Source organism: Bartonella tribocorum (genome assembly GCF_002778015.1).
Lineage (GTDB): Bacteria > Pseudomonadota > Alphaproteobacteria > Rhizobiales > Rhizobiaceae > Bartonella > Bartonella tribocorum_B.
Window position 1 is genome coordinate 1 of the sequence record NZ_NJPP01000025.1, and the last position, 26,656, is coordinate 26,656.

Below are 26,656 nucleotides of genomic sequence, written 5' to 3' on the forward strand. Positions count from 1 at the left end.
CCCCACACATCCTCAACAACCCAAGCCCCCCCACCTTCTCTATAATCCTCTCTTTTATGAACATGCCCTGCGCCACTTGCCCTTACACGCCTCAACGCWCACCCTCAACAGCCCACGCCACCACCCACGCGCCCCAACCCGCACCCGCAACAACCTAAGTGCTGCCCACACATGCCAACCTATGCCCCCTCTCTTCACGCCCCCTTCCTCCTCCACGCCTCCCCTCTCACGCCCTCTATTCATGAAACCAAGCAACATTTTTTAACAAGAATCAAACGACCATAAGGAGATGATATGACAGAGAAAAACACGCACCTTTTTGAGCCTTACGAGAAAGCCCCGCAAGAGAAAGAAAAGCATAAGGGTCATTTAAAGACGCAAGAAATCCCCCTTGAAACGAGCAACCCTTATTTTCAACCCACGCAACCAGAAAGTTCCAGCAACCCGCGCACCATCAAAGCTATTGTCAATGAACAAAGCCGTCCCATTGCGCTTTTATATGCAAAAGGACATATCAGTAAGGCACAATATAAAGCCGCAGAACGTTTTTATTTTTACTGGCGCCACAGTCAAGCAGACCTCCACATGAGCCTTGACACCACCCGTGAAAAGGTTGCCTGTAGCCAAACGTATACGCATCCCATTGAACGTCAAATAGAAGCCTCCAATCATTTAAAAACAATCAAAGTTCAACTTGGTATTCTTGGCTATGCATTGCTTGAGCGGGTAATCGGCCATGGCCAAGCGATCAAAGAATTAAGTTCTTCAAAACGCAAACAAAACTCTCTTGCCGATCATTTACGAGATTGTCTCGACTTGTTAGCCTTTCATTGGGGATATGCAAACCATAAACATTCTGAATAATCCTCCTTCCTCACTCATCTCTTCACTCATCTTCACTCAGGGCAACAGCCTATGTTGCCCTACTTTCCAGGAAAAACTCTCTCACTGCGTGGCAGTCAAAACAGTTCCCCCATACGCACACATACCAACCCAAGCCCCCACCTTCTCTTTAGCCCCCTCTTTTATGAACATGCCTTCCTCCACTTGCTCTTCTCTTCACAAGCCCGCCTTACCCCACTTGCCCTTACACGGCCTCAATCCACACCCTCAGCAGCCCACGCCACCACCCACGCGCTCCCTCTCCGCATACGCGCTACAATACGGAGCTCCACACATCTTCACCCTCCCATCAACCCACATCTCCTTCTGTGCGCAAACCACAACATGCAATCCATATGATCCACACACACACCAACACATGCCTTCCTCCATCCCCTCCTCTTCATCATGCCCCTATTTATGATAACCCCCTCTCTTCATGCCCTCTCTTCATGAAACCAAGCAACATTTTTTAACAAGAATCAAACGATCATAAGGAGATGATATGACCCATCAAGAGAAAAACACGCATCTTCTTGAGCCTTACGAGAAAGCCCCGCAAGAGAAAGAAAAGCATTTAAAGACGCAAGAAATCCCCCTTGAAACGAGCAACCCTTATTTCCAGCCCACGCAACCAGAAAGTTCCAGCAACCCGTGCACCATCCCTTAAACTTCCCTCATCAAGCCACTCAAGGAACACGTCACTCAAAGAAAAAGGTCCACACGACAACAAAACACAGTGTAACAAAACACCTCTCTTTCAAGAACCAAATCCATGGTCTTCCCACCCCTCTAGTACAACAAGCCCAGCCACACCCCCATCAAGCCTAAAAGACCACCCCCATGCCCCACACACATCCACCGCCTACTTTAAAGCCAGCATATCTTTAAAAATGCACGCTTCACAAAACCTTCTCACGGTGCCAAGATCCAAACAGCCTCCCCCATACACGCCCATGCCCACCACACCTTAAAAGAATACGGACTTCACAAAACCCCTGCACCTAAAATCCACGCCTTCAAACACAAAGCCTCCCCACACCAGTCCATAACCATGAAGAACTCTATTTATTGGTTTTTATTGAAGAATAAATATGGTTGTATATATCATTGACAGTGAGTTTAAGAATAAAAATTTACCGAAAAAGAAGTATTCATAATATTTTAAGGCACAAAGAGAAAATTTTATTTTTTAGCTTGCTCTATTTTAAATTTTCTGCTACCCTTAAAAGGATAAATTTATTTGTATTTTATCTTTAATACATTTTAGAATGTATTTTTTCTACCCAATGTTGGAAACCTCCTATTAACTGCCTTCTGTTTGTAGCAGAAGGTTTTTTTTATGACTGTCTCCCCCCCCTTTTAAGCTTTTTGCTCTTCTTCCATAAGATTTTCCTGCAAAATAGATCATTTTTTTGTCAAATTGACTTAACATCCCCCCCTTCAAAGGACGAAGACTCTTCACACAATCAGGGTTGCAAACAATCTTGTCTCTCTTCCCCATACTTTTTGTTTCCCCCGCACTTTTTATTTCTTATGTATGGAATTACCTCAAACTTAAAGCGTGATAAGCGCGCCTAAAAAACACTTCCCCGACAAAACATGATCCTCTCAAAAAATATCTTCCCCATCACACGCGCAGACTTCCCTCCTTAAGAGATCAAAGGAGAAAGACATCCAACAATGAAAGCCAATACATCCTCATTCGAAAACCAAAGCCAGCTCACGCCAAGATACTCTGCTCCTGCAAAGGCCCCCCCAAACAATACCCATCAACACAACACAAACCAATTCAACCGCCATAATGTCCTCTGCCAAACCGTATTTTTTCGCTCTCGTACCAGAAATTCCAAGAACATCTTCAACAAAACAGCACCCACAAGTCCCGTCAAGAATATCTTACCAATACTCTTAGCTCCAATATAAGCAAACCGAAAAGCAAGAGCAGCAATGGCACAAAACACCACGCCCTTCACGAAGACTTTCCAGACAACCAGCAAACTCTTCACACCCCAATGAAATAAACCAAGAACAAGCCCCATAATGCAAGAAAGCATCCCTCCCCTTCAACAACAGCTCTCTACTCAAAGCCAGCCCCCCACCCGCAACAACCAACACCACCACGCACGTGCCAACCCGCACCCGCAACACCCTAAGCGCCCACACAAGCCTTCCACCATGCCCCCTCTCTCACGCCCCCCATTCATGAAACCAAGAAACCTTTTTTTAACAAGAATCAAACGATCATAAGGAGGTGCCAAGATCCAAGCAGTCCCCCTCGCACACCCCATCAAGCCTAAAAGACCACCCACCTGCCAAAACCTCTCCCCTGTAACCCCAACGGCGTGCGGCTTCTTTCATCAAGCAAACAAATGCAACAGCACAAACCCTGCGATATTTCCCCACGAACACGTCACTCAAAGAAAACGCCGAAAAGGCAACAAAATGCTCACTCTTTTAAGCCTCTTCCCAGCATCGCACCAAAACAGCTCATACCTTTATCAAAAAAATCGATTATCACACGAACAAGAAAGACAAGAATGCAGATTGCCCCCCACTCATTTGAAGCCCGAGGCCAAAACACACCAAAATGCTTTACCCCTCGATAAATAAGAGCAAGGACAAGGCCCCAAAGGACACTAAACACCCACGGGATTGAGAACCAGCTCATATCCAAACGCTCCGCTGCCCCATAAATCAACTGAGAGACAAGAACCATAAGAAAGAAAAAGAGCATATTTCTAAAGACAGCCTTTTTTGTAAACCCAAAGCGCTTCATGGCGATACGCGCACTGACATAAATAAAAGACAAAAAAAGACTCACAAAGCCTAAAAGCACCAACGATGGCAAAAATACCCCATCAAATGACATCGCTCCCTCATCAAAGTTACTCAAAAGAAACATCTACAATGCAACAGCTTCCCCCTCTTTTCAAGCATAAAAAAACACACAATACGCCCCCACGCGCGCCTTCTCCGCATACGCGCCCTACAATACGGGGCTCCACACATCTTCACCACCCTATCAGCCTACATTTCCTTCTGTGCGCAAACCACAGCATACAATCCATATGATCCACACACACCAACCCATGCCTTCCTCCATCCCCCTCTTCATGAAACCAAGCAACATTTTTAAACAAGAATCAAATGATCATAAGGAGATGATATGATCCATCAAGAGAAAAACACGCACCTTTTTGAGCCTTACGAGAAAGCCCCGCAAGAGAAAGAAAAGCATAAGGGTCATTTAAAGACGCAAGAAGTCCCCCTTGAAACGAGCAACCCTTATTTTCAGCCCACGCAACCAGAAAGCTCCAGCAACCCGTGCACCATCCCTTAAACTTCCCTCATCAAGCCACTCAAGGAACACGTCACTCAAGAGAAATATCCACGATGCAGCAAAACACCTCTCTTTCAAGAACCAAATCCATGGGCTTCCCACCCCTCTAATACAACAAGCACAGCCACATCCCCATCAAACCTAAAAGACCACCCCCATGCCCCACACACATCCCTCGCCTACTTTAAAGCCAGCACATCTTTAAAAATGCACGCTTCACAAAACCCTTACGCTCCAAATGCCCCCTTCAAACACAAAGCCGTCCCATGGTGCCAAGATCCAAACAGCCTCCCCACACACGCCCACGCGCCCCACGCACATGCCACCACACCACTCCTCTTTCACAAGCCCACCTTACCCCACTTGCCCTTACACGCCTCAATCCACACCCTCAGCAGCCGATACCACCCCCCACGCGCCCCAACACATGCCAACACACCCCTCTCTCATCAAAGTTACTCAAAAGAAACAACACCCCCCACGCACGCCTTCTCCGCATACGCACCCTAAAATACGGGGCGCCATACATCTTCACCCCCCATCAACCCACATCTCCTTCTGTGCGCAAACCGCAGCATGCAATCCATATGATCCATACACACACGCAACACATACCTTTCTCCATCCCCCCTCCTATTTATGATAGCCCCCTCTTCATGAATCCAAGCAACCTTTCAATTTTTTTTTGAAAAACAAGCCTACGTTTATGTGGAACGTCCACCCCCAAATACTTCCCCTAAAAAAATACTTCATTGCATCACACAGGTTGCTTTATACCCCCTTAAACGACGAAGATTTTACGGCAAACGCTGTTTGACGACACAATAGAATCTACGAATATTTTTTTATTGACGATCCTTGGCTTTGGAACATCAACCAGACATTGTATCATGACAATGGGGTGATTTAAGTCTTCTGTTCTTCATCTTAGAATAAAAGAACCAATTCTCTTAAACTTCTTTTCTTTCAACGCTGTTTTATCTTTCATTCATCAAACCATCCCCTTATCCGTTAGGAACAGGAAAGCCCGCGTAGAATGAAACACTTCAAAGATCAAAGAATCACCATACTTCTTCATCAACACGGCTTTTTCATCAACACGCTCAAGCTGCAAAACTTTCACCCGCCAATTATCACATTAAGCCCAAAAACTGTTCTCAGATTAAGCAATGGCAAAGTGTATGATACATACCGATTTTCTCTTTTATGAAACGTAAAGAGGGGGGAACAATAAGTTTTGCACCCTTTGGATTTATCGTTAACCCCTTCATCAATGCCGCTATGAAATAGCTATGATACATATTGAGAATATATTAAAACAAGCACGTAAATAAGCAGCCCCAATATATTCCATTTGAAGCGCTCTATTTTGCATGAGAAGCAGCTCCCCCTCTGAAAGCAGCCCTCCTTCTATGAGAGCCCCCCCCCTCCATGAGAACAATAAAAAAGCATGAGTCTCAAAATGTAAAAAAAGCATCATCGCCATTCTTAAAAAAAATATTTCAACCATCAAACCGCATAAAAAATAGAAAGAAAAGATGGCGAGAGACTCGAAAGCACTTCATATTCTTCTCAAAAGCATTTTCTGATCTGCTTAGGGTAACCATATGCAAATCCCTATCCCTTATTATCAAACCTCCCACTCCAAGAATACAAAAGTTGACACGGTTTATTCTGTTTTATGATAAAGCACAGTACTCAAAGAGCGGTATGGAAGCCATTGAAACAATTGAAATATTTAGCAGCTCAACCAAAAGCCAAACGATAGAAAAATGCCTCATAAATCTTGCACAACCTAAAAAAAATCAAAAAAAAGACAAAAAAATAGCATAAAAATATCTTAATTTTCATAGAGTTACCATATTGGTTACGTTGATATTGATCAGCGAGTCTCACCCTATAACCCTCTCAAATATAGGAGACAAAGTAACTCTCTACAGTAAATGTAAAAACCGATAGAGATAAAGTAGAAAAACAAATCTCTTGGGCTTTCTTTATTTTTATGGGATATGCCCCTTATGGATGCACTTGTGCCTCAAAGAGTGCATCCTTCCCCTCAAGGGATACCTGCCTTACCCTCAATAAGGCTGTACCCAGTTCAATAGAGGATGCACTTGTGCCTCAAAGAGTGCATCCTCCCTCTCAAGGGGTACCTGCCTCATTCTCATAAGGCTGTATCCAGTTCAATAGAGGATGCACTTGTGCCTCAAAGAGTGCATCTTCCCTCTCAAGGGGTACCTGCCTTACCCTCAATAAGGCTGTACCCAGTTCAATAGAGGATGCACTTGTGCCTCAAAGAGTGCATCCTCCCCCTCAAGGGATACCTGCCTTACCCTCAATAAGGCTGTACCCAGTTCAATAGAGGATGCACCCAAGCCCTCAAAGAAGTGCATCCTCCCCCTCAAGGGATACCTGCCTTACCCTCAATAAGGCTGTACCCAGTTCAATAGAGGATGCACCCAAGCCCTCAAAGAAGTGCATCCTCCCCCTCAAGGGATTCGCTCAACCTTCATCATATTTCACTTTAATCTTCATGAATCCTCATTTTTATAAATCTCTAGCCCCATAAATCCTAGCCAATAGCACAAAAAGAAGTTTGCCAGCGCTTCTTTTGTCATCGATCTCACAGGATTCCACTTCAGAACAGATTTTTCAAACTTATTCATAAAACAAAATATAAAGAATTAATTAAGGCAATTTTAAGGCAAAAAAGATAAATTTTGTTAATTTAAAGGCAGAATTTGTTCTTTTTTGTGATTGTTGTATTTTTACAATAGCTATTTAAAGTGAATTTATATATAAAACATATTGATATTTATTTGTGAGAATAAACATAGGAGAAAAACTATGAATATCAGATATTTTTTCATATCGAGAGCAATTACAAGTGGTTTATCCCTTGCAATTCAACAATCTGATTGTATAGCCAACCAACAGCCCTCTCCTATTGTTGCTCCTTATACTGTTAAGAAAACAAATTTACAGTTTTTAAAACCAGTAAAGAGCTCATCGGATTCATTGAATATACAGAAGATAACGCATAAAGTTTTATCGGACACAATTCAGGAAAATTCATCAGGTAAAGAAGTAGGAAGGATCTTTATGGCATAGGAGTCCTTTTATTCAACGGCTTAAATAATATTTCTTTATTTTGGGGATTTAACTTATTATACAGCTCGTTCTTCTAATTTTTGCTACAATATAATAAGCTACAGTATAATAAAAAGTTATCAAAATAAAATCGTATAGAGTGTATAATCAAATAAAAAAGCCCTTTTAAACGGGGGCTTTTTAATTCAATTTGTATTTTGTTTTATTATCCCCCCATATTTTGTTTTATTATCCCAATGCCCACCTCTTAAGAACAGCACTTTAATTTTCTCCACATCTTAAGTAATGAAGGCGCTAAGATTTCAGGCTCTCACTTCAAGCTCTCTCTCGAGGCTCTCGCTACCTTACTGCCAAGCTCTCACCCTACGCAGCTTTAGTCAATGATAATCCCCAGTTTGGGACAATCCCCAATCCCTCTGCTCTTCTTGTCAATTCTTCTCTTTTCAAGCAAGTTTTCCCTATAAACGACTTTATACGATTCATTTCTAATTTTCCGTAAAGCGACAAACACGAAAACACTCTAAAGTTTTCGTACCAACACTCCATTTCTCAAAGGATAGCATTTTACGGAGTCAAGAATACATGTATTTTATTTAACATATATTTTACTTCTATGAAGCAGAATATTTTTCATCTCTAGCCTTCTTTTTTACATCATGAAACGCATTTTCAAAAAAACGCCAAAATATATAAAATATCGCCACACCTCAAAGGAGGCTATTTTGTCATAACGCCTTCTCCGCCATAAAGAACTGTCATAACACTTTCTCCACCGTAAACAACGAAGTACAAAACGAAAACTCTAAATCTATAAAAAATCTAGTTTTTTAAACCAATTTTGCCGACTGCACGCTTTAATCACCACGCCAAAAACAATAGTGTTTTCACAAGTGCTATGAGCAAATCTTTCTCTCAAATACTCATCACACACTTTTACAAGCCATCGAAATGTATAAAATATTCCATTTCTCAAAGGATAGAATTTTACGGAGTCAAGAATGCATTTATTTTATTTAACATGTATTTTACTTCTATGAAGCAGAATATTTTTCATCCCTAGCCTCCTTTTTTACATAAGCGCGCTTTCTTCAAACTGTAGCATATCTTTATTGAGATGACCGGTCGATTATTATTCATAACTGCTTATACAGCGTTAAGAGACTTTTTTAAAATTGTAAAAAGATTTGGCACACCAAGTGAAAATAACGGAATTAAAATATCTATTAATATTAATAGAAAAGATAAAACCTGGTATCTCATTAAGATATTAGGAACGGGGCGTGATAATTAATAAACCAAATAAGCCCTCTGTTTGCTTCAGAAGGCTTCTAACAAGGTTCAAAACATTGGGGAAAACAATGTCAAAAATAGACAAAAGAAAAGAATTAACGAATTTAAAGAAACGTATTAAATATGCCAATTCACATCTTAACACAACTTTAGGTATCGAAATTATGGATTATTTCAAGCCTACTGAACCTGCTAATATTCAGAATGTGCGTAAAATGAGCAGAGAATTGAAAAAATGGCAAGAACAAAAAAGATTTAATCAAAAAAAGAAAATTTCGCTATACGTGTTTATAAATTTAACGAAACATTACCAAATAAAGCTTTTTAGTTTAATGCATATCCACAAAATGAAAAGCAATTAATCCCTTTTAAGAAGTATCTAACAAACTTAAAAGAAACATATCTTTTAATAATAATACAAGAGTCATCTTGAGTAAAAATTGCCTAAAAACAAGAAAAGGACAAATTGACCATCACTCATTCGCCCCTCTTCTTGAGCATCAAATTATTTTCAGCTTATTTTTTAAAACCTTGGCCCCTTGACTTTTCGCGCTCTTTTATTTTGCTTTGATGTAACAATATCTCACTCATGGCGCTCACCCTCTTGCAACGAGAGCGTTCTTCTTCAAATCAGAAGCGCCTTTCCAGCAAAAGCGTAGAACATTAATCAATTTTTATATCCATATTTATATCCATACATGCAGGTTCACCCTCTTTAATATAAGTAATATCCGGAGAATATTTTACGCCATCTTTTTCAAAGACACATGGTTTATCACTCACAGCGTATCCTTGTTCCCTTAATTCTTGTTTTTTCTCCTCGACTAAATTTTTATGAAAAGCGCATTTTTGATTACATAAATTAGGGTTTCTCATTCTGAAAATCTGATAGCCATTCACGTCTATAGAGAACATCTGAGCAACCTGTTCCAGCACATCGTAACTGAATTTTCCAGCCTTTTTCACCTCTTGGGCCATCACCATCGCGCGTTCCAGATGAACTTTTTCAATGGTTTCATCAAAGCCAAGCTTTTCGCCTGCCGTAAAGCATTTGTCATAAGAATCTAAAGTCTCCACATCCCCCAGCAAGGCAAGAGCACCAAGATGCAGCAAAGCATAAGGGGCTTCTTCTTCATCCGTTGACCATGATAAAGAGTCTTTTTCCCAAGGTGGAATACGATATTGAGAGCGAAGCATTTTATATAAACAATCATCTTCCATTGTCCATTTTAAAGTTTTATCAAGAGCTTTTTTAAAACGTGCGACATTCACTTTTTCTTCAAAAATTTCCAATCCATTGGGCACGAAACTCATAAATACCGTTGGCAAAACCCCAGAATTATGAGGATTAATGGTCTGGCAAGCGGCCGCAAAAATCCCGCTCATAATTAGAAGCCCGCGATCAAACAGTGAAAATTCTTCCACCTGTTTTTCGTTATAGAGAAACTGCACTTCGCGATCAGGTAAAAAGAGTGTTGCCAAATGATCTCCTTTTCCCTCGATGTCCACGGACCACCCCAAGCTTTTTAAAAGCGCTGTTGCACTTTCTATCGTGAGAATTTCATGATCATCATAATCGCCAAAGGGTTCCTTTTCCTTTAGTTTCAAACGCCTCTGCTGCAGCACGGCTTCGTCTTTCCAAAACTGCTGAAGCGCGAGATCATTTTCTTTAAGCACTTCTTCCAACGCGCCTTTCACTTGGGCATTCATTTTCATCCGTTTAAAGACAGAGATATAAAGAGCCAAAATAAGCATGATAATAATTATGAAAACAGCAATAACCACCCAGAATGCGGGATCTAAGACATGTACGACGATAGGATCAATGTTCATTTTTTCCCCTCACTATTTACACAACCCGTGCGACAGAGAGCTTATTTTCTCTCGCTCAGAGAGCGCTTGGTCTAGTTTTTGAATATTTTCCTGCAATTCGCACATCACTTTTTTACGAAGCCGTAACATCACCGGAATCAATAAAAGGGCACAACCGATTATGAAGTCCGTTGTTTTCAGGATAACGGCATGCACAACATGTTGCCACCCTATCAGCTGCCAATTTAAGACCTCTGGTAATTCTAGCATCATTATCCAGATGATAATAATAACCGCAATAGCGAAGATAATTTTATAATTCTTTGCTGAAAGCAACGCCTGCTGAAACGAAAAAGAATGCGCTCTTTTATGCGTTTCTTGCTCTGATACCCAATTTTGCTCCTTCATTTTTCCCTCTCACTCTTTGAAAAAATCCATACGGTAGAGAGCTTATTTGCTCTCGCACAAAAATTGTTTTTTCTCGTTTCTGTATCTTTTTTCCAATTTATACATCATAATGCATGCAAAACCCCAATATCACTGGAATCTGGAATTAAGAAAAGTGCACAGGCCGTTATGGCTTGCGTCATAATAAAAATGATAAAGAAATCATAATATTCGTGGTGCCTTGTCCCCTTGGCCCCTTGTCCCCTTGTCCCCTTGTCCCCTTGACCACCCTCTCCACTCAAAAAGTCAAAGACTTTCAAACGGCACCATTCTGTAAACAATGATTTACAATTCAAGCTTTTTCTTCTTCTTAAAAAATTCCCCTGTTTTCAAGAAAATGCCCCTACCATGCCATAAGGTTCACTTTCAAACCTCGATTAAGACAAAGAACCACTGTCCTCTAACCTATCTTTAAAAAACTCTCTTTGACCTTCTACCCCACTCAAACGATGAAGAAAATCCCAATTTCTCACTCTCAGCTCTAAAACCCACACTGCTTTTAAACCCCACACTGGCTTTAAACCCCACACTGGCTTTAAACAATGACGCTCTACAATTCAAGCTTTTTCTTTCAACAAAGTCCCCCCTCAACGCTGCTCCTTAGAGCAAGGTTTTAGGACAAAACCATAAAGAACGTCAAAACATCTTAAGAGAAAAAATTTTACAGAGAACAATCCCCCTCAAGGCTGAATTTCTCATCATTTCTTCAACCATTTTTTTTCTTGCTCATGATTTTTCAAACGCTATCTTCTGTTCTTTCACACGCTTTTCAGTTCTTATTTTAAACAGTAATATTTTCTCGCCTGCTTAAAGACACCATAATAAAATTCCAAAATCGTTATGGGAATAAATGCAAACCACATTATCACCAACATAAATGCGATCACAAATATTAGGACAAGCATATCATCTATTTTTACCCTATCGCCCTTTTTATACAGAGCCTTTTTGTGCCAGGTTTCTTCCCCCCGTTGCTGGTGTATTTCTTGTGATTTCCGAGTATTTTTTTCAACAAAAGCTACAATATTATGCAGACGATCAACATAATCGGAATTAAGGCAACCACACACACGACAACCACTTTCCAGAGCGCACACAAAAAGAAAAAAAAGGGATGTACCAAGCCCACCCTGTCAATTTTTCTGGTTACCAAGTTTTCTGGTTACCAAGGCTGAGAAAAAGAAATTTCTGTTCCCCAGCTCAATGATGAGCGAGAAAAAACAAAGAGCAACACACTCTCGCACAGAAACAAACTCTTTCTCAAAAAATTACGCAGTCCGTTATAAAATGTTGAATTTTTCCCCTTGATTTCTCTTCCCTTTTCTCACCACAAGCACATACCTTCTCTCACGCATACCTCTTCTTACACATTTCTTTTCTCACGCCAGCTCTTTTAAGCACCATGAAAAGTGCAATGCATGGCTTTAGCTTGTTTTCTGATCAATCCCCCCAATTATCTACAAAATGCTCTTTCTTTCCAAATGACAAGAGCATTCTCCTCATCACCAACGCCCCCTCTTTTTTGATGATGTTTCAACCATTCGCTCTTCTTGCATCACGAGAACGCGTCAATCTTGCCTCTTCCCCCTCATGATCACAGCGCTCTATTAGGCTCTTTTTTTACGCATTTCAATTGCTTTTTCACGCGACAATACATTCGCACACGCTTGAAGACAAAATAATAAAATTCCAGAATAAGCATGACAACCCCAGCCGTAAAAAACACTTCAAACAAAAGTATGAAAAAAAGGAATGCGATAAAAAAACGGCTTGTTTTTTCTCTATCATTTTTTGACAGATTATTTTGTTGGTGGGTTGTTTCCCCCCGTTTCTGGATAACCTTTTGCAACTGCTGAATCTTTTTTTTCAACCAATACGTTAAGATGAGATAAAGCACCAATAAAATAGGCATTAAAGCAAGCACACAAATCGTGATGACTTCACGAAGCACAAAGAGTGCCAAAAGAATGTTATCCTGCGCGACAGTCAACGACCATTTAAATTTTAACGGGATCAAAAGAGCGCTATAACCCATTCCTATCAAGATAGAAATAAGACAAATGATGATATGATCTTTATAAGAAAGAAATGACTCTTCAAGAGCAAAAAAGCTTTGGTTTTGGCTCCCCATTGAATTTTTCCCCTTCATTTGCTCTTCCTTTTTAGACAACGGCTTGTCCTTGCCCTTTACTTGTCCTTAATTTTATGAGGGCACGAATAATCTCTCAAGTACACTCCAGTCAAACCGAATGCTTCACAATACATACGTCTTGTTCACAAGACGCATGTATTGCATATTTTGGTTGCCAATCCTTAAATGCCTTTAATTCAAAATGCCTTCAATTCACGTTTTTGTTTTAAAGAACTATTTTTTCAACACTTCCAAACCAATGCGCATCATAGCCATTTCATGAGAGTGCTCTTGAGCTTACACTCACCAAAAATGGATCCATGAAACCCCGTGGAGATATAACGCTAACACCCTCTATCCCCCTCTATAAAATCTATTATCATATTCGCCCACTGCCCCACCATAACTGTACCCAACATCATCAACAGTCCTACCCTGCCCCCACAACAGCCACCCCTTGGCGCCGCGCCCCTCACACCCCCCTCAAAACCTCGCCTTTCACACACGACTTGTCTCCACACCCAACTCTCCATTACACCCGCTCCACCCCTCATGCCGTATCCAAACCTTTACGGCTCTCATTCATGCCCTCCCCACCATTCTTCTCACAACCACCATACTCTTGACCAAGCACATATTCTTGGATTTACAGTTACACGCTTTTACGATTTTGTTTATTTACAGAAAGTAGCAGAGAGCTGATAACCATTCCAAAACTGTTGAACACCAGCCTTTCCCATAACTCTCCATTACAACCACTCCACACCCGTGCCGTATCCAAACCTTTATGCCTCCATTCACGCCCTCCCCACCATCCCTTGAAGCACACCCCTCAACTACCAACCATTGACGCGCCTCCCACAATCGTTTTTTACCCCCACTGTCACTTACAACAAGCCATTCTCGTTCCTCTACGATACCCATTACCCTTGGTATCTCCCACAACTGCCACCCCTTGGTGCCGCGCTCCTCACACCCCCCCTCAAAACCTCGCCTTTCACACACGACTTGTCTCCACACCCAACTCTCCATTACACCCGCTCCACCCCTCATGCCGTATCCAAACCTTTACGGCTCCCATTCATGCCCTCCTCACCATTCTTCTCACAACCACCATACTTTTGACCAAGCACACATTCTTGGCTTTACAGCTACACGCTTTTACGATTTTGTTTATTTACAGAAAGTAGCAGAGAGCTGATAAGTATCTCCATTGAAGCTTGTTGATTGGCATCAACCTCCTTCAAACAGATCCCAAAATAATTTGCGATAAGAAAAGCAGTATTCCCCTCAAAACCATGAAACAATGGCATGATCTCAATCCCTTCATAACGAGCACGATACAAGCCTTTTAAGCACGGTGTCTCATTCCCACGTGACCTTGTAATACGATATCAAGAATTTTTTGTTTCTTTATCGCTTGGAATTGTTGATAAAAGGAAAATAAGCCCACTCTTTTTTAAAAGAAAAAATAACGTTTGCACTCCCCCAAAATGCGCCAAAGCACTTCACTTATCCCCCCTTATACACAGCAACTTTCCTCAAAGAATTTTGCTTGGAAATAAAAGCATAAATATAGCTTGACAGCAATTTTTGCATCAATTTATTTTTTCCAAATGATTTTAAAGGAGGGGTTAAAGGGGCTTCAAAGACCTTTCAAAGGTTATTTACCCTCTTAAGGTATCTTTTCTGCTCTGCTCAAAATCGCAATTTGAAACGATTAATTCTTAAGCTGGGGGCGATTCTTTGAACTACATGGTTAAGATGTATTCACCTCTCTGAGAGTAAACCGTCTAAACTTTTCTCAAATCTGGAACACATCATTGAAAAAGAAAAAATGTCGTTATTGTCTGATAATCCTCCCACTGAAACAAATTCTAGTAGTCCCCTACCTCTGTGAAGCATGAAATTTGAGGGGGGCGTGAGAGACGCTGAAAAGATAAGGAAGATGCGGTACTGGTATGGTGCTGTTTGCTTTTTTATCAAATGTTTGAGCTTTTTCCTATAAGAGCAATTGGGTCAAGATGACTGAATTTCCCTTCAGTCTGCAATGGTGCAATGTTTGCACCATGAATCCTTTGAGGAATTGGATAAATATTCCCCTGTTGTGATATCATACAACCACAGCAACTTTTCTCAAAACACGCTAGCTTGGAAATAAAAGCATAAAATGCAAACGCACCTCACACCCTTTCATCAATAGATCAAAGTCAAAGACATTCCCTTGGCTCACAAGACAAGAGACCCAACTCTTTTCAAAATACAACAAAGCCAAGGCTCCTTCTCTTCCCTCTGCCCCCTCCAATCCAAATGTTTTAACAACGCCGTCACCCTTTTCATGGGCCCAAACATGCAAATCCAAAATGTGTGCTTTTGGCACATCTTCACCATGTGCCTTACTTCATACACTTTTACCTTATGCACTTTTACCCGCACACCTTTGCCTCATGCACTTTAGCCCAGTACATTTTAAAGAAAATGAGTTCTTCTTATCCGCTCACCCACCACAACCGCCTATACTTTAAATCAAGCATTTTTTGTTTCTTTATCACTTGGAATTGTTGATAAAAGAAAAATAAGCCCGCTCTTTTTTAAAAGAAAAAATAACGTTTACATTCCCCCAAATGCGCTAAAGCACTTCACTTGTCCCTACATCCATTATACACAGCAACTTTTCTCAAAACACACTAGCTTGGGAATAAAAACATAAAATGCAAACGCACCTCACACCTTTTCATCAATAGATCAAAGTCAAAGACATCCCCTTGGCTCACAAGCTCCTCTTCATTTTTTTCCGCTCATAAGACAAGAGCCCCAACTCTTTTCAAAACACAACACACACATTAAAAAAGCATAAAACGCAAGGACACCCCATTCTCTCTTCACGAACACAACAAAGGCACAAAGCACCCCCTCTTCACTTTTCACCTTTATTGCTATGATTAAAGGATCAGCAGTGTTTTTTTCTGCTCAGCTTCTTCTTCCAGTTGCTGTATCATTTTCTTCAATTGACGTGTTACAATCAAAAGCATCGTAAAAACAATTGGTAAGAATAAAAAAAGCATAAGCAAGAATCCATGCCAATGGCTCTAATATGGGTGAAGGAAAAAGTCCTTCTTTTTCCATATCTTAACGAGAACAGTTATAACTGTCGGAAGTGTCACCATGACGGTCGAAAGATAGAATATTTTTTTATAGTCTGGCCAAACAAGCGAAAGCTGTTTCTTATCAAACACGCTGCTGCTTTTTATTTTTCTGAAATCTGTTTTAAAGCGATATCGCGTTCATTCAGCACGTATTTCAGTTCTTTTTTCACGCGGCAATAGAGCCGCGCACGCTTGATAAACAGATAATAAATGACCAAAGTTGGCACCCATATTACAACATTTAAAAGCATAAAAACCAGGAAAGAAAAGGCTGCTAATGTTATCATACTACTCGTCATTTTGTCGCTCTTGCACATTCTGCATACGGATTGCCTGATCGCGTTGTTTTATGGCTTCTTCCAATTGTTGAAGCGTTTCTCTCAATTTTCTCGTTAATTTTATGCACACCATGCCAATGATCGGAGACAAGAGAAGAGTTCCCACCCATATAGCGCTCAACAGCATCATGATAAAGCCAATCCTATCACTTTTCCACCATACCCAATTTGCGATAGAGCAAGCAGATTGTAGAAGAGAAAAGAGGATAAAAACAAAAAGAATTATTTTACATTCTTTTGAATAAAGAGGCAGAGATTCTTTGAAGTTCAGAAAGCGCATTTTTGCATCAAGTGTCTCACACACGAGACTTTGTCTTTTCATCTCTCCCTGATCATTGCGCAATTGCTGTATGGCTTGCTTTTGTTGTGTCGTCCTCTTTTTCAATTCTCGAGCAAGTTTAAAGGACAACCTCATATACCTGATCAACCGATAGGGAAGCTTGACAACGACTATAAACACTAAAATGGTAATAATGATGACCCCTAACAAACACAAATGTTCCATCATAACGCTCCCTCTTTTCCCCTATCATATTGATGTACAATCATAATTTTACTTTCTACTCAAGAAAATGTTTCTAATTTCTTCACTGCTTTTTCACGCCATAATAGAAGGAGACTATGGAAAATTAAAATGACAGGCAAAGCAACAATAATATACGACGTCCACAACTGAAACAGCAGCTTCATGACCAAGAAACCAATGTGAAGCAAGAAAGGTGCATGATTTTGCAAAAAAATCCCAGATTTTGGGAGAAAAATCGCAAAAATAATAAAAACTATAAAAAGCACAAACATAACGCAAGTGATAGAAAAGAGTATCGAATAATCTTTTTTTGAGAATTCCAAAGATTCTCTAAAAGAAAGAACACTGAACTGTGTTGCAGGAACTGTATTCTGTCCTCGATTCTCTGCCTGATCATGCCTCAAATCCTGTGTTGCACCCTTTTTTAATTTCCGCCACATGGCCCATAACAAGATTGTTCGTTTTATACAAGAATAATAAAGTGCCAAGATTGTCATCATGGTAGAAAAGAATACCGAGAAAAATGCAGCGTAAATAAAGTAAATAAAGATAGTAATCTCTACGCCAATCAACCTTCCAATGATTAAGGAAGTGCTCATGTGTTCTCCTTATTATGTTCTGTCAAAAGATTGGTTGTCTAACTTTTGCGGCTCTGGCACTATTTCCCACAGCTGCATCATTTCCTTCACATCCCGTTTCACCATGGCGAGGAGAATAAAAAAGAATGGAAAGAAGCTGAAAAGAACACCTAAAATCATTTTCGGCATAAAATATAAAAAATCCCAAACACTATTCCACCCTGCATCACGTACATACCCGATGATAGAATTTTTAAAAGGCGGTTCAAGGTTCTCCTGAAACATTTTTTGAATATCTTCTTGTTTCATTTTAGCCATTTTTTGAAACTGTTCAGTGGATATAACGTGAAAAAATTCCCAAGTCTGAATATCATTAGTCGCGAAAAAAAGCACCAATAAAAGGATAGCCAAGCCACAAATGATGACATAATCTTTCGTTGAGAGCACCATCCATTTTTTAAAAGCGACCGATTGATCCAACACGGACTGTGAGATAAAAGCCTTCTCCCCATGGGCAGATGGCTGTTGTGATTGATCTTTGATCATACGAATAATCTCCCCATATCTAAAATGCCCACGTTTCAATATTTGACACCACGCAACCAGCGTGGCGGAATTGCCTAGCACTCTTCTTTTCATAAAGCAAACGCCAATAATTTCTTTTAAGTCTTTTTTTAATTTCTCTATACGGCACAACCTATAGCTCCTACGCTTATAAACCCCAACGCACCTTTTTCCCCTTATCGATTGACTACATAGTCCTAAAGAACCTTTCTTAAAGGGCATTGTTTTACAAAAATCCCCTGTGGAAATTTTACCTACCCGCCATAAACGACAGTGTTTACCACCGCTTAAATGAAGCCAAGCCTATAAGATACAAAGGATAATAATCTTCCTCTCCGCACCCCCAAAGGACAAAGATTCTAAAACCCATATCAGTTTGTAAACAATCTAATTGCTCTCAGTGGATTCCACCTGCTAATCACTTATGTGCTCCACTTGCATAAGGCTCTACAAACGAGTTCTTCCTTTAATATTGGCTGCTGATTTTAAATATTTAACGGATCAAGTGTTGTATGCCTTATGAGCCTTTATCATCGCCCCAAATGACAATATTTTAGAGCATAATAAAAGGATAAAATATTTTCACAAGCTCTTTGTGTCTTGATGACCAACACATTGATTTATTAATGATGAATCATCGTTTTTTAACTTGCATCATCACGCCGCGACACTGTAAGATTCTTTCATCACATCCCCATACTGAAATCAACCCAAACCATGCCGCTTGCAAATTACAAGAGAGAGAAGCCCGTGTGGAGTAAAAACGGTACAAGAAAGACACACTTTTTCATGAAAAGTGCCAAAAGACGTAAAATTGGGGGTTGGAAAATATTAAAGGGGGCCGGCTTACTCTTTTTATGAAGCTTAAAGATGATGGTACTCTATAGATCCTTCATAAGAAGCTCTTCTATTCTTCACGGGCACCGTCGCGAAATTGAGCTCGAGAACTTTAAGACATGCCTCTTTAAAACACCTCCATGAATGAGCAACCCAAGGTATTTGGTTTGAAACGTTCTGTTCTACACGAGAGATGTGCTCCCATAAAAGAACATAAAGAAACAAAAGCGTGAGACAGTAAGAAACACCCCATAGGACAAACAAACAATTGATTATCTAAAATGTAGCTCAGCATCCTTAAAATTTTTCAATTCTCATTTTAAAATTTCTTAAATTAAATAAAGCGCCTCTTTTAAAATTAAAAAGAAATGTCTCGTACCTCACAAGTCCCCCCTCCAGCTTTATAAAAGACTCTCTTATGAAGACTTTTTTATCAAGGTATCTTCTTATAACGTTTCTTTAGATCTTGCATCGCATATTTAAATGCCCCCCTTCTTATGATGAGATCCATTAAAATGGAAAAATTTTATCTTCTATAAAGGAGAGATAAAGAAAGCTGCCAAACCGTTTGATCCTTCACAGTTTATTTTGAATTGAAAAACGATATTTTATTTGGAAATAGAAGGCATCTTATGCTACAATAAGAGAGATGGATAAGTTTGTTTGATATTGTTCTTTGTCCCTCCAACCTCGAGCAAAGCGCCTCTATAAGGACGATCTTTAGAAGAAGGTTTGTATTGAGAGAGAATTCTATAAAGAATAAGCTATGCTTAAATAGCGTGATGATGGTCAAGCATCTTGGTTCTGCGCTCAAAAACAAAATTCCCCAATAACGCCCCTCCCATAACATCCTCTAGTATCTCCCCCCCCCAGTAATAAACAAAGTAATAAACAAAGTAATAAACAAAGGAACCAACCAACCCCTTTTCAAATACGTCATGAAATAAGGGGAGAAATTAAAAAGTTTTCGCGAAAACGCTCGTAAGAAAAAAGCCCAATAATCCCCCCAATCTCTCCAACGCCCCCCTCCAACAAACCCTCACCAATAATTCTATGAGAAGGAATAAAAACTTATGAGAAAAGACAAAGGGGCATATCCATAGAAAGTCATTTTTTCATTCACATTTGACAAAAATTTCTTTTCATTTTTTCCAGAGACGTTGAAAAATCAGTAGAAAGCAAATTATTCGCTATCGATGATAAAAAGATACAAACAAGCATGATAGAGGAAAAAATAACCCTGATAGGATCAAAGAAAATGCTAGGAAACATCAGATGATTTTTTTGCCCTATAACATTGCTGTTCTTTATATTCAAAGACTTCGTTTCTTTTTTTCTCTGCAACGGCCCATCTCCCCTCCAATCTTTTTTCCCCAAGAGTCTTTTTCCCTCTAGTTTTTCTTCCTCTCAGTTTTTCTTAAAGTGCTTTTTACAATCACTGTCCCCCAAAAACAGGCAGTTTCTTTTTCATTTAAATGGGTAAGTTCATGAAAATAGGTAAAAAACGCGGTAGACCAAAAATAACAGGCAAACTCAGAGAGCCCAATGGCCGTATTTCACGTGCCAAAGGTCTTCGAAAATCAGCGCTTCAATCAGCCATTGAAATGCGTGCAAAACATTTTGGTTTAAGCCTTAACGAAGCCAAAAACCCGCTTGTGGGGAGCTATATTGGGCGTCTTTGTTTGCTTGGCTATAAAGAGGATTCATCAGGCATCAGTAGAGAGCAATATGATACAGCGCAACAATACTTGCAAATCAGAAACGACTATTTATGTGCCAAAGGTTTACCAAACGGCTATTATGACGGCTTTAAGCACAGTGCATCCGATGAGAAAGCAAAAAAGCAATGGATTGAAAGAGTAACCCAACACTATGAAGAGATGCAAGAAGCCATTAAAGAAGCACAATATCTGCATCGTCAACACAACTTTCACGCGGCATTACAATATCTTGTTATTGAAGATCAGCCCCTGCCAACGCTTGTTGGTTCGTTGCGCATTATTCTTGATGCCCTTTATAAACATTTTGACTGTTCTGGCCAAAAGAGCATTCGCTAAAACACCCCTCAGTCCCCTCCCCCAAAAAGAACAAAGATTCGATACTCCCACCGCCCCGTTTATTTCACTCTCTAGAGAGGGRAACCTCCAGACGCGCCCTTTCAGCAGAGTTGCRGMGTYAAAACGCAGGCYGCTMTCAACACGCCTAAAAACAATCCGCATACACTTCAAAACCCCCACACCTCACCCCCCCCGACACTTCAAAGGATAAGGCTTTTAAACTCAMGTCCCTTGGTAAAGAAACRACGTTTYTCAGGTAGGGGAAACTTGGAAYTCASAAARCCTTTCTCCTTCAAGTTTCCTCTATGCTCTTCACTTAACGCAAAAAAGGTTTCACATTATGCTTCTTTTCTTCTTTTGAAAAACAAGGGGCAGTGGTGCGAAAGAGTAAGTTGTTTTGCAAGGAACACGCATTGTTTGTAGGGGTATTTTCCCTTGAGAAAGGCTGTTGATGGTGGTTTTGAGATTTTCTCCATGTGCTGTTTTTTGCTTGTGTCTTATAGGTGTGGAGAGGGGCTCGCTGGTGAGGGCTGATGCACAATTAAAGTGTGGTGTGCGTGGTTCATTGCGGTTGTGTTGATGATGGGGGTGTCCGTCGTATTAGGGGAGGTGTGTGAGGGGTGAGATTAGTTGTTGGTGGGGGTGTTGTGGAGGACCAAGGAGATGACTGTTGATTGCTCGTATCTATATTTAAAAGCCAATAAACACGCCTAAAAATACCCCCCCACTTTAAAAAACGCCCACCACAAACTCTCCCAAAAACATAATGCCCTTAACGGACAATATGTTACACCATAGCAAAACAGCCTTCCTCTTCAAACACCTGCCTCTGTTCTAACACTCCCCTCCCTCATATACACAAGCCCCACACACCTCAAAGCTCCCTACCTCAAAGCCTCACACCCCATGTTAATGCCGCACAATAGGTTTAACACAATCCAATCAATGCGCTTTTTCCATAGATTTGTTTCCGCAATAAAAAAGGAAAATAATCGTTTTTCTGTTGACAGAATACGAAAAATCGTATTTAATGACAAATGCGGTGGAGGGGTTTTTGTGTCTTAATTTCATCATTAAATATTTATGTTGTTGTGAGCTGTCATAAGGCACTGCGTGCTATCGTTGCATATTATAAAGCATTGTGTTTTGCAGCAAGATATGAAGCAGCCATAGATGCAAGTGTGTGAAATTTTACTGTTTGAAAAGATTAAACATTGACTGTTTGAAGAGCTCAAAAGTTTCTCAAAATTTTATTGTCTAACGACGTTTTTTCTCTTTTTTAACTTCCATCTTTGTTAAATGGTCGTTTCTTCTGCATCACCAAAACCAGTATTTTGAGATATTGAAATATTCAGAGGCAACAGCATCCACCCCCCTCGAATAAAGCCCCCCGAAACAAACGCCATTGCAATGCATCATAAAAATGCTAAACAAGACACGAACAGCAATAAGCTGAATAGGGCTATTGATACACGGCACATTTTAGCTGCCTCCCTCATACACACAAGCCCCATACACCTCAAAGCTCCACACCCCATGTTAATGCCGCACAACACCCTTAACAGTTTAAAACCTTCAGACGCGCCCTTTCATCAGAGTTGCAGCGTTAAAACGCAGGCCGCTCTCAACACGCCTAAAAATAACCCCCACACTTTAAAAAACCCCTATCACAAACTCTCCCAAAAACATAATGCCCTCAACGGACAATATGTTATGGCATAGCAGGACAATTGAATAGCAGATGATGAATAACATCTTTTTCCGGAAAAAAATCCAAAGGGCATATTTTTCAAAAAATAGGCATTGTTTGATAGTAAAGGTTTTATAGTAAAGGCCTATTGTGGATGATTTGCTTTTTTTCCACAGAGAAGGCTATCATCTCTTCATGGAAATGAGCCATGTGCTAGAAATAACTTAAAATATCAAGATAACATTTCCCCTAGACTTCTTACAGTTTTTCCAGATTTTACAGGTGTAAAAAAATATGCAGATTCTTTCAATTAAGAAAGCTTTTGATTTTAACAGCCTTCTTATAAAAAGATGATTTTTTTTCTTAACTTATCAAGAGACAAAGGCTTTTTTAAACATTATTCGGTCACAATTTAAGAGAGTAATATTTTGCCTATTGATCATCAAGAGAAAGGTTAAGAGCATGAGATCACAAGGYTCAAAAGRCATCYCTCCTCATTTCTYACAAACGCCTGAAGGTGYAARTRYAAATGATYCTACAGAAAATCTTGCATCACATTTAAAACAATCTGACAGCAAAAAAGGAAGAAACATCCCRTTCGATCATAAAACATTAAAATCTATCACTGCAGGCTTAGAAGATGACATCTTAACGGGCCGTTGGTTAACAGCTTATTATGCCGATACAGATTTTAAACTGATGCCAGCCTTGATCGATCAAGCAAATCGTAAATATCCTGGAATGAATCTTCAATTAGCAGACTCACCTCTCGACTTTGCTTTTGCACTCAAAAATACACTCGAAAACGGCATAAAATCTTCTAGATTTATCATTTATACAAAAGGTAGAGGAATTCATTTTGCAGTGATTGATCATCAAACCATTAATGACAAAGTGTCTGTAATATTTTTTGAACCRGCCACATTTAACAATATAAATCAAGCGATGCTAGCAGTAAAAACACAATCAGCCCTTAAATTCCATAAATTGCCCAACTGTTCTTGTACCATAGCAGAAATGGACATTCAACGCAGTTCCTCTGAATGTGGGATGTTCAGTTTGGCGCTTGCTAAAAAGCTTTATCTTGAAGCTGATAAATTAGAAAGATTGCATAGAGATAATGTTGCAGGTGTGTTATGCGAACCAGATACAACTTTACCTGCTGAAAAGTTGGATACATATCTCCCAACCACTTTTTATAAACACGTGCAAGGTAGAAGACGTCTTGCGGGATATCTAAAAGCCAATCCGGAGGCTGAACATGAAGTAGTCAACAAAAAAGGTGAAACGCTAAGAGAGAGATTTGAAAAAAACTTAGTGACCGCAGAGGAAAAGATGGTTTCTGTTTCACAACACAAAAAAAGAGCAACAGAATACAAAGCTCTAATGATGTGAATAAGCATATAAGCCCTATTCGTGAAGAATGCAGTGTTTCTACTTTACGAATGGGGATAAATCTAATGATAGAAAATCGGCTTTTCCGTTTACAAGAAGGARACAGAAAAACCTATTCTATTAAAATGAGCATATTTAAAGCGCTTATTTAAAGACCTTGAAGAGAGAGAAGGAATCCTTAGACTTTACCTCTAACAGTCTCTTAATCACTTTGTTAGACATAATTGAAGAAAATAATATTGCCYACCGRTTATCAATATGGAGATTAATCGTATGARACCACAAGATTCTAAAGACATCTCTCGTCATTCATCACCAGCACAAGAAGGGGCGAGCGCGGATGAATCCTTAGAAGACCTTATTTCCCGTTTAATGCAAAGTTCCCTCCCAGAAGAAGAAGAACATGTTGCCCCTAGTGCTAGCGAATTAAAAGATATTATTACAGGCTTAGAAAAAGATATCGAAAGCGGCCATTGGATTAATAATCATTATGCAAACACAGATATTAGATTGATGCCATCTCTTGTAGAAAAAGCCAACAGCAAATATCCAGAAATGAATCTCAAATTAGCTCTTACAGCAGAAGAGCTTTCTCACGCACTCAAAGGAGTCGTTGAGAGCGACGCAAAATCTGCCCGATTTATCGTAAATTCAGGAAGCAAAATCCACTTTGCAGTCCTTGATTATCAAAAAGTCGATGACAAAATCTCTTTGATTATGCTTGAGCCTACAACATTTGAGAATCTCGCTGCTTGCAAATTAGGGATAAAAGTAAATCAAACCCTGCAAACTCTTCAACTGCCTCCTTATTCTTTTACCATGGCAGAAATGGACATTCAACGCAGTTCCTCTGAATGTGGGATGTTCAGTTTAGCGCTTGCCAAAAAGCTTTATCTTGAATCTAATAAATTAGAAAGATTGCATAAGGATAATGTTAAGGGTGTTTTATGTGAATCCAATTCATCTTTATCTGCTGAAAAGTTGGATACATATCTCCCAAGCACTTTTTATAAACACGTGCAAGGTAGAAGACGTCTTGCGGGATATCTAAAAGCCAATCCGGAGGCTGAACATGAAGTAGTCAACAAAAAAGGTGAAACGCTAAGAGAGAGATTTGAAAAAAACTTAGTGACCGCAGAGGAAAAGATGGTTTCTGTTTCACAACACAAAAAAAGGGTTACGGAATATAAATCGTTGTCGATGTAACTGAGTTTTTTTCCCTCTTCATCAAAGAATAAAGCCATGCTGTTTTATGGAGAAGATTGCTTTACGCAAACCATCTTTTCTGTTCTCCGTAAAGCAAAAACAGTAAATAATTTTCCCCTTAAGAACAAAGCGCCCCCTTAAGAACAAAGCGCCATTGTCCTCTCAAAATTATTTTCTTTTAAATTGTCTCACAATTCCAAAGCTCTTGTGAGACAGGAGTTTTTGTTAACAATAAGACTATTTGGACATGTAGAACGCTGGATTGATAAAATGAGAAAATATTGAATACTTTTGTCTTCAATAAAAGCCTATATTTTGTTTTCCTAAGAATATTCGCTTTATCTCAAGGCCTCCCCACCCTAGCCCCCAACAAAACTGCAATGAACCACGCATACCGCATATCAACCAAACACCAGCCCTCCCCAACAAGACACCAGCAAAAATCAGCACATGGAGAAAACCTCAAAACCAACCGCCTCTCTCAAGGGAAACACACCACCCCAAACAACCCATTTTCCCTTGCAAAATAGCTTACTCTTTCGCACCACTGCCCCTTGTTCTTCAAAAGAAGAAAAGAAGCCATGACACGCAACCTTTCTTGCGAAAGTTTTTAAGTGAAGAGTATGGGGGAAACTTTAAGGAGAAAGGCCTTGAGGATTCCTAAGTGCACTTGGGCTAGAAAGTGGGATAAACGGGGAATTTGGGTTATTGAATCTTTGTTTTTTTTTGAGAAGGGGAATGAGGAGTGTTTTAGCCAATGCCTTTTTGATGAGAATATCCAAACTATTTATAAAGGGCATCAAGAATAATGCGCAACAAACCAATAAGCGTTGGCAGAGGGGTGATCTTCATTTTTTAGGCTTATTTATAGCAGCCTGCGTTTTAACTCCGCAAATCTTATGAAAGGGCGCGTCTAGAGGTTTTAAAATATTAAGGGTGTTGTGCGGCATTAACATTGAGGGCTTGTGTGTATGAAAGAGGCTGTCTTGTTATGCCGTAACATGTTGTCCGTTGAGGGTATTATGTTTTTTGAATAGGTTATGATGGGCGTTTTTTCAAAGAGTGGGGATTATTTTTAGGCATGTTTATTGGCTTTTAAATATAGACACCAGCAATCAACAGCCCCGCTAAAAGAAACCACACGCCCCACCAACAACTCTATCAACAACTCATCTCACCCCTCACACACCTCCCCTAATACGACAAACACCATACCCTCCAACAAAACCACAATGGACCACGCATACGGCACATCAGCCAAACACCAACCACCCCCCCCTACCAACTAGCCCAACACCAGCCC

25 protein-coding genes are annotated in these 26,656 nt (G+C 39.9%); 7 read left to right on the top strand and 18 right to left on the bottom strand.

All coding sequences use genetic code 11. The features are described from left to right. The first annotated feature begins 294 nt into the window (after window positions 1–294). Window positions 295–864 carry a hypothetical protein gene (locus CEV08_RS06680; RefSeq protein ID WP_100130903.1) on the top strand — a complete coding sequence of 190 codons (570 nt, stop codon included), beginning with the start codon at window positions 295–297 and terminating at the stop codon, window positions 862–864. 595 nt (window positions 865–1,459) lie between these two features. Here CEV08_RS06680 and CEV08_RS09565 read toward each other — a convergent pair. The 7 genes from CEV08_RS09565 to CEV08_RS10160 all read right to left on the bottom strand — a co-directional run bounded on the left by CEV08_RS09565 (window position 1,460) and on the right by CEV08_RS10160 (window position 4,607). Then, on the bottom strand, window positions 1,460–1,630 hold the full coding sequence (locus CEV08_RS09565) for a hypothetical protein (RefSeq protein ID WP_180753567.1): 171 nt from the start codon (window positions 1,628–1,630) through the stop codon (window positions 1,460–1,462). 558 nt (window positions 1,631–2,188) lie between these two features. Then, window positions 2,189–2,386 carry a hypothetical protein gene (locus tag CEV08_RS09420; protein ID WP_143434457.1) on the bottom strand — a complete coding sequence of 66 codons (198 nt, stop codon included), beginning with the start codon at window positions 2,384–2,386 and terminating at the stop codon, window positions 2,189–2,191. Between the two features lie 268 nt (window positions 2,387–2,654). After that, window positions 2,655–2,939: a hypothetical protein gene (locus tag CEV08_RS06685; RefSeq protein ID WP_100130904.1), complete on the bottom strand. Its 285-nt coding sequence runs from the start codon at window positions 2,937–2,939 to the stop codon at window positions 2,655–2,657. Window positions 2,940–2,966: 27 nt separating this feature from the next. Next, window positions 2,967–3,194, bottom strand: coding sequence for a hypothetical protein (locus tag CEV08_RS06690; protein ID WP_100130905.1), 228 nt, complete (start codon window positions 3,192–3,194; stop codon window positions 2,967–2,969). A gap of 137 nt (window positions 3,195–3,331) precedes the next feature. Next, complete coding sequence (locus CEV08_RS06695; RefSeq protein ID WP_180753568.1) at window positions 3,332–3,778, bottom strand: hypothetical protein; 447 nt, start codon at window positions 3,776–3,778, stop codon at window positions 3,332–3,334. 354 nt (window positions 3,779–4,132) lie between these two features. Beyond that, window positions 4,133–4,264, bottom strand: a complete 132-nt coding sequence (locus tag CEV08_RS10155; RefSeq protein WP_280951730.1) for a hypothetical protein — start codon at window positions 4,262–4,264, stop codon at window positions 4,133–4,135. Between the two features lie 208 nt (window positions 4,265–4,472). Then, window positions 4,473–4,607, bottom strand: a complete 135-nt coding sequence (locus tag CEV08_RS10160; protein ID WP_280951728.1) for a hypothetical protein — start codon at window positions 4,605–4,607, stop codon at window positions 4,473–4,475. A 1,049-nt stretch (window positions 4,608–5,656) separates the two neighbouring features. Between CEV08_RS10160 and CEV08_RS09425 the strand changes: the two genes are divergently transcribed. The 3 genes from CEV08_RS09425 (at window position 5,657) to CEV08_RS06710 (ending at window position 8,988) form a co-directional block, all read left to right on the top strand. Beyond that, a complete protein-coding gene (locus CEV08_RS09425; RefSeq protein ID WP_143434459.1) occupies window positions 5,657–6,058 on the top strand; it encodes a hypothetical protein in 402 nt (133 codons plus the stop codon). Between the two features lie 1,014 nt (window positions 6,059–7,072). Next, window positions 7,073–7,336 carry a hypothetical protein gene (locus CEV08_RS06705; RefSeq protein ID WP_245407062.1) on the top strand — a complete coding sequence of 88 codons (264 nt, stop codon included), beginning with the start codon at window positions 7,073–7,075 and terminating at the stop codon, window positions 7,334–7,336. A 1,358-nt stretch (window positions 7,337–8,694) separates the two neighbouring features. Next, complete coding sequence (locus tag CEV08_RS06710; RefSeq protein ID WP_100130908.1) at window positions 8,695–8,988, top strand: hypothetical protein; 294 nt, start codon at window positions 8,695–8,697, stop codon at window positions 8,986–8,988. Window positions 8,989–9,289: 301 nt separating this feature from the next. Here CEV08_RS06710 and CEV08_RS06715 read toward each other — a convergent pair whose 3' ends face one another. From CEV08_RS06715 to CEV08_RS06785, 11 genes are all read right to left on the bottom strand, one after another. Further along, window positions 9,290–10,459, bottom strand: a complete 1,170-nt coding sequence (locus CEV08_RS06715; RefSeq protein WP_100130909.1) for a DUF6990 domain-containing protein — start codon at window positions 10,457–10,459, stop codon at window positions 9,290–9,292. A gap of 12 nt (window positions 10,460–10,471) precedes the next feature. Continuing rightward, window positions 10,472–10,846 carry a hypothetical protein gene (locus CEV08_RS06720; RefSeq protein ID WP_100130910.1) on the bottom strand — a complete coding sequence of 125 codons (375 nt, stop codon included), beginning with the start codon at window positions 10,844–10,846 and terminating at the stop codon, window positions 10,472–10,474. Window positions 10,847–10,950: 104 nt separating this feature from the next. Beyond that, window positions 10,951–11,181: a hypothetical protein gene (locus CEV08_RS09685; protein WP_210421462.1), complete on the bottom strand. Its 231-nt coding sequence runs from the start codon at window positions 11,179–11,181 to the stop codon at window positions 10,951–10,953. Between the two features lie 1,298 nt (window positions 11,182–12,479). Further along, a complete protein-coding gene (locus CEV08_RS06745) occupies window positions 12,480–13,034 on the bottom strand; it encodes a hypothetical protein (RefSeq protein WP_100130914.1) in 555 nt (184 codons plus the stop codon). Window positions 13,035–13,360: 326 nt separating this feature from the next. After that, window positions 13,361–13,570 (bottom strand): hypothetical protein, encoded by a 210-nt coding sequence (locus CEV08_RS06750; protein WP_100130915.1) that lies wholly within the window; start codon window positions 13,568–13,570, stop codon window positions 13,361–13,363. A 124-nt stretch (window positions 13,571–13,694) separates the two neighbouring features. Further along, entirely contained in the window at window positions 13,695–14,069 is a 375-nt protein-coding gene (locus CEV08_RS06755) for a hypothetical protein (protein ID WP_100130916.1), read from the bottom strand. Window positions 14,070–15,162: 1,093 nt separating this feature from the next. Further along, window positions 15,163–15,396 carry a hypothetical protein gene (locus CEV08_RS06760; protein WP_100130917.1) on the bottom strand — a complete coding sequence of 78 codons (234 nt, stop codon included), beginning with the start codon at window positions 15,394–15,396 and terminating at the stop codon, window positions 15,163–15,165. Window positions 15,397–15,958: 562 nt separating this feature from the next. Then, window positions 15,959–16,081 carry a hypothetical protein gene (locus CEV08_RS10165; RefSeq protein ID WP_280951729.1) on the bottom strand — a complete coding sequence of 41 codons (123 nt, stop codon included), beginning with the start codon at window positions 16,079–16,081 and terminating at the stop codon, window positions 15,959–15,961. A gap of 369 nt (window positions 16,082–16,450) precedes the next feature. After that, window positions 16,451–17,008: a hypothetical protein gene (locus CEV08_RS06775; RefSeq protein WP_100130919.1), complete on the bottom strand. Its 558-nt coding sequence runs from the start codon at window positions 17,006–17,008 to the stop codon at window positions 16,451–16,453. A 56-nt stretch (window positions 17,009–17,064) separates the two neighbouring features. After that, entirely contained in the window at window positions 17,065–17,625 is a 561-nt protein-coding gene (locus CEV08_RS06780) for a hypothetical protein (RefSeq protein WP_100130920.1), read from the bottom strand. Window positions 17,626–17,637: 12 nt separating this feature from the next. Continuing rightward, complete coding sequence (locus CEV08_RS06785) at window positions 17,638–18,243, bottom strand: hypothetical protein (RefSeq protein WP_245407063.1); 606 nt, start codon at window positions 18,241–18,243, stop codon at window positions 17,638–17,640. A 2,249-nt stretch (window positions 18,244–20,492) separates the two neighbouring features. Here CEV08_RS06785 and CEV08_RS06790 point away from each other — a divergent pair. From CEV08_RS06790 to CEV08_RS06800, 3 genes are all read left to right on the top strand, one after another. Beyond that, window positions 20,493–21,062: a hypothetical protein gene (locus CEV08_RS06790; RefSeq protein ID WP_100130921.1), complete on the top strand. Its 570-nt coding sequence runs from the start codon at window positions 20,493–20,495 to the stop codon at window positions 21,060–21,062. Between the two features lie 2,152 nt (window positions 21,063–23,214). Continuing rightward, window positions 23,215–24,147, top strand: a complete 933-nt coding sequence (locus CEV08_RS06795) for a YopJ/AvrA family T3SS effector serine/threonine acetyltransferase (RefSeq protein WP_100130922.1) — start codon at window positions 23,215–23,217, stop codon at window positions 24,145–24,147. A gap of 273 nt (window positions 24,148–24,420) precedes the next feature. Further along, window positions 24,421–25,353 (top strand): YopJ/AvrA family T3SS effector serine/threonine acetyltransferase, encoded by a 933-nt coding sequence (locus CEV08_RS06800; protein ID WP_100130923.1) that lies wholly within the window; start codon window positions 24,421–24,423, stop codon window positions 25,351–25,353. Window positions 25,354–26,656: the final 1,303 nt, after the last annotated feature.

What these genes read in the sequence shown, in the direction of transcription:
- CEV08_RS06680 (WP_100130903.1), top strand. Translation starts at nt 295, where the DNA reads ATGACAGAGAAAAACACGCACCTTTTTGAGCCTTACGAGAAAGCCCCG.
- CEV08_RS09420 (WP_143434457.1), bottom strand. Translation starts at nt 2,386, where the DNA reads ATGGGGAAGAGAGACAAGATTGTTTGCAACCCTGATTGTGTGAAGAGT.
- CEV08_RS06685 (WP_100130904.1), bottom strand. Translation starts at nt 2,939, where the DNA reads ATGCTTTCTTGCATTATGGGGCTTGTTCTTGGTTTATTTCATTGGGGT.
- CEV08_RS09425 (WP_143434459.1), top strand. Translation starts at nt 5,657, where the DNA reads ATGAGAACAATAAAAAAGCATGAGTCTCAAAATGTAAAAAAAGCATCA.
- CEV08_RS06705 (WP_245407062.1), top strand. Translation starts at nt 7,073, where the DNA reads ATGAATATCAGATATTTTTTCATATCGAGAGCAATTACAAGTGGTTTA.
- CEV08_RS06710 (WP_100130908.1), top strand. Translation starts at nt 8,695, where the DNA reads ATGTCAAAAATAGACAAAAGAAAAGAATTAACGAATTTAAAGAAACGT.
- CEV08_RS06715 (WP_100130909.1), bottom strand. Translation starts at nt 10,459, where the DNA reads ATGAACATTGATCCTATCGTCGTACATGTCTTAGATCCCGCATTCTGG.
- CEV08_RS06720 (WP_100130910.1), bottom strand. Translation starts at nt 10,846, where the DNA reads ATGAAGGAGCAAAATTGGGTATCAGAGCAAGAAACGCATAAAAGAGCG.
- CEV08_RS06745 (WP_100130914.1), bottom strand. Translation starts at nt 13,034, where the DNA reads ATGAAGGGGAAAAATTCAATGGGGAGCCAAAACCAAAGCTTTTTTGCT.
- CEV08_RS06750 (WP_100130915.1), bottom strand. Translation starts at nt 13,570, where the DNA reads ATGAGGGGTGGAGCGGGTGTAATGGAGAGTTGGGTGTGGAGACAAGTC.
- CEV08_RS06755 (WP_100130916.1), bottom strand. Translation starts at nt 14,069, where the DNA reads ATGAGGGGTGGAGCGGGTGTAATGGAGAGTTGGGTGTGGAGACAAGTC.
- CEV08_RS10165 (WP_280951729.1), bottom strand. Translation starts at nt 16,081, where the DNA reads ATGCTTTTTTTATTCTTACCAATTGTTTTTACGATGCTTTTGATTGTA.
- CEV08_RS06775 (WP_100130919.1), bottom strand. Translation starts at nt 17,008, where the DNA reads ATGATGGAACATTTGTGTTTGTTAGGGGTCATCATTATTACCATTTTA.
- CEV08_RS06780 (WP_100130920.1), bottom strand. Translation starts at nt 17,625, where the DNA reads ATGAGCACTTCCTTAATCATTGGAAGGTTGATTGGCGTAGAGATTACT.
- CEV08_RS06785 (WP_245407063.1), bottom strand. Translation starts at nt 18,243, where the DNA reads ATGAAAAGAAGAGTGCTAGGCAATTCCGCCACGCTGGTTGCGTGGTGT.
- CEV08_RS06790 (WP_100130921.1), top strand. Translation starts at nt 20,493, where the DNA reads ATGAAAATAGGTAAAAAACGCGGTAGACCAAAAATAACAGGCAAACTC.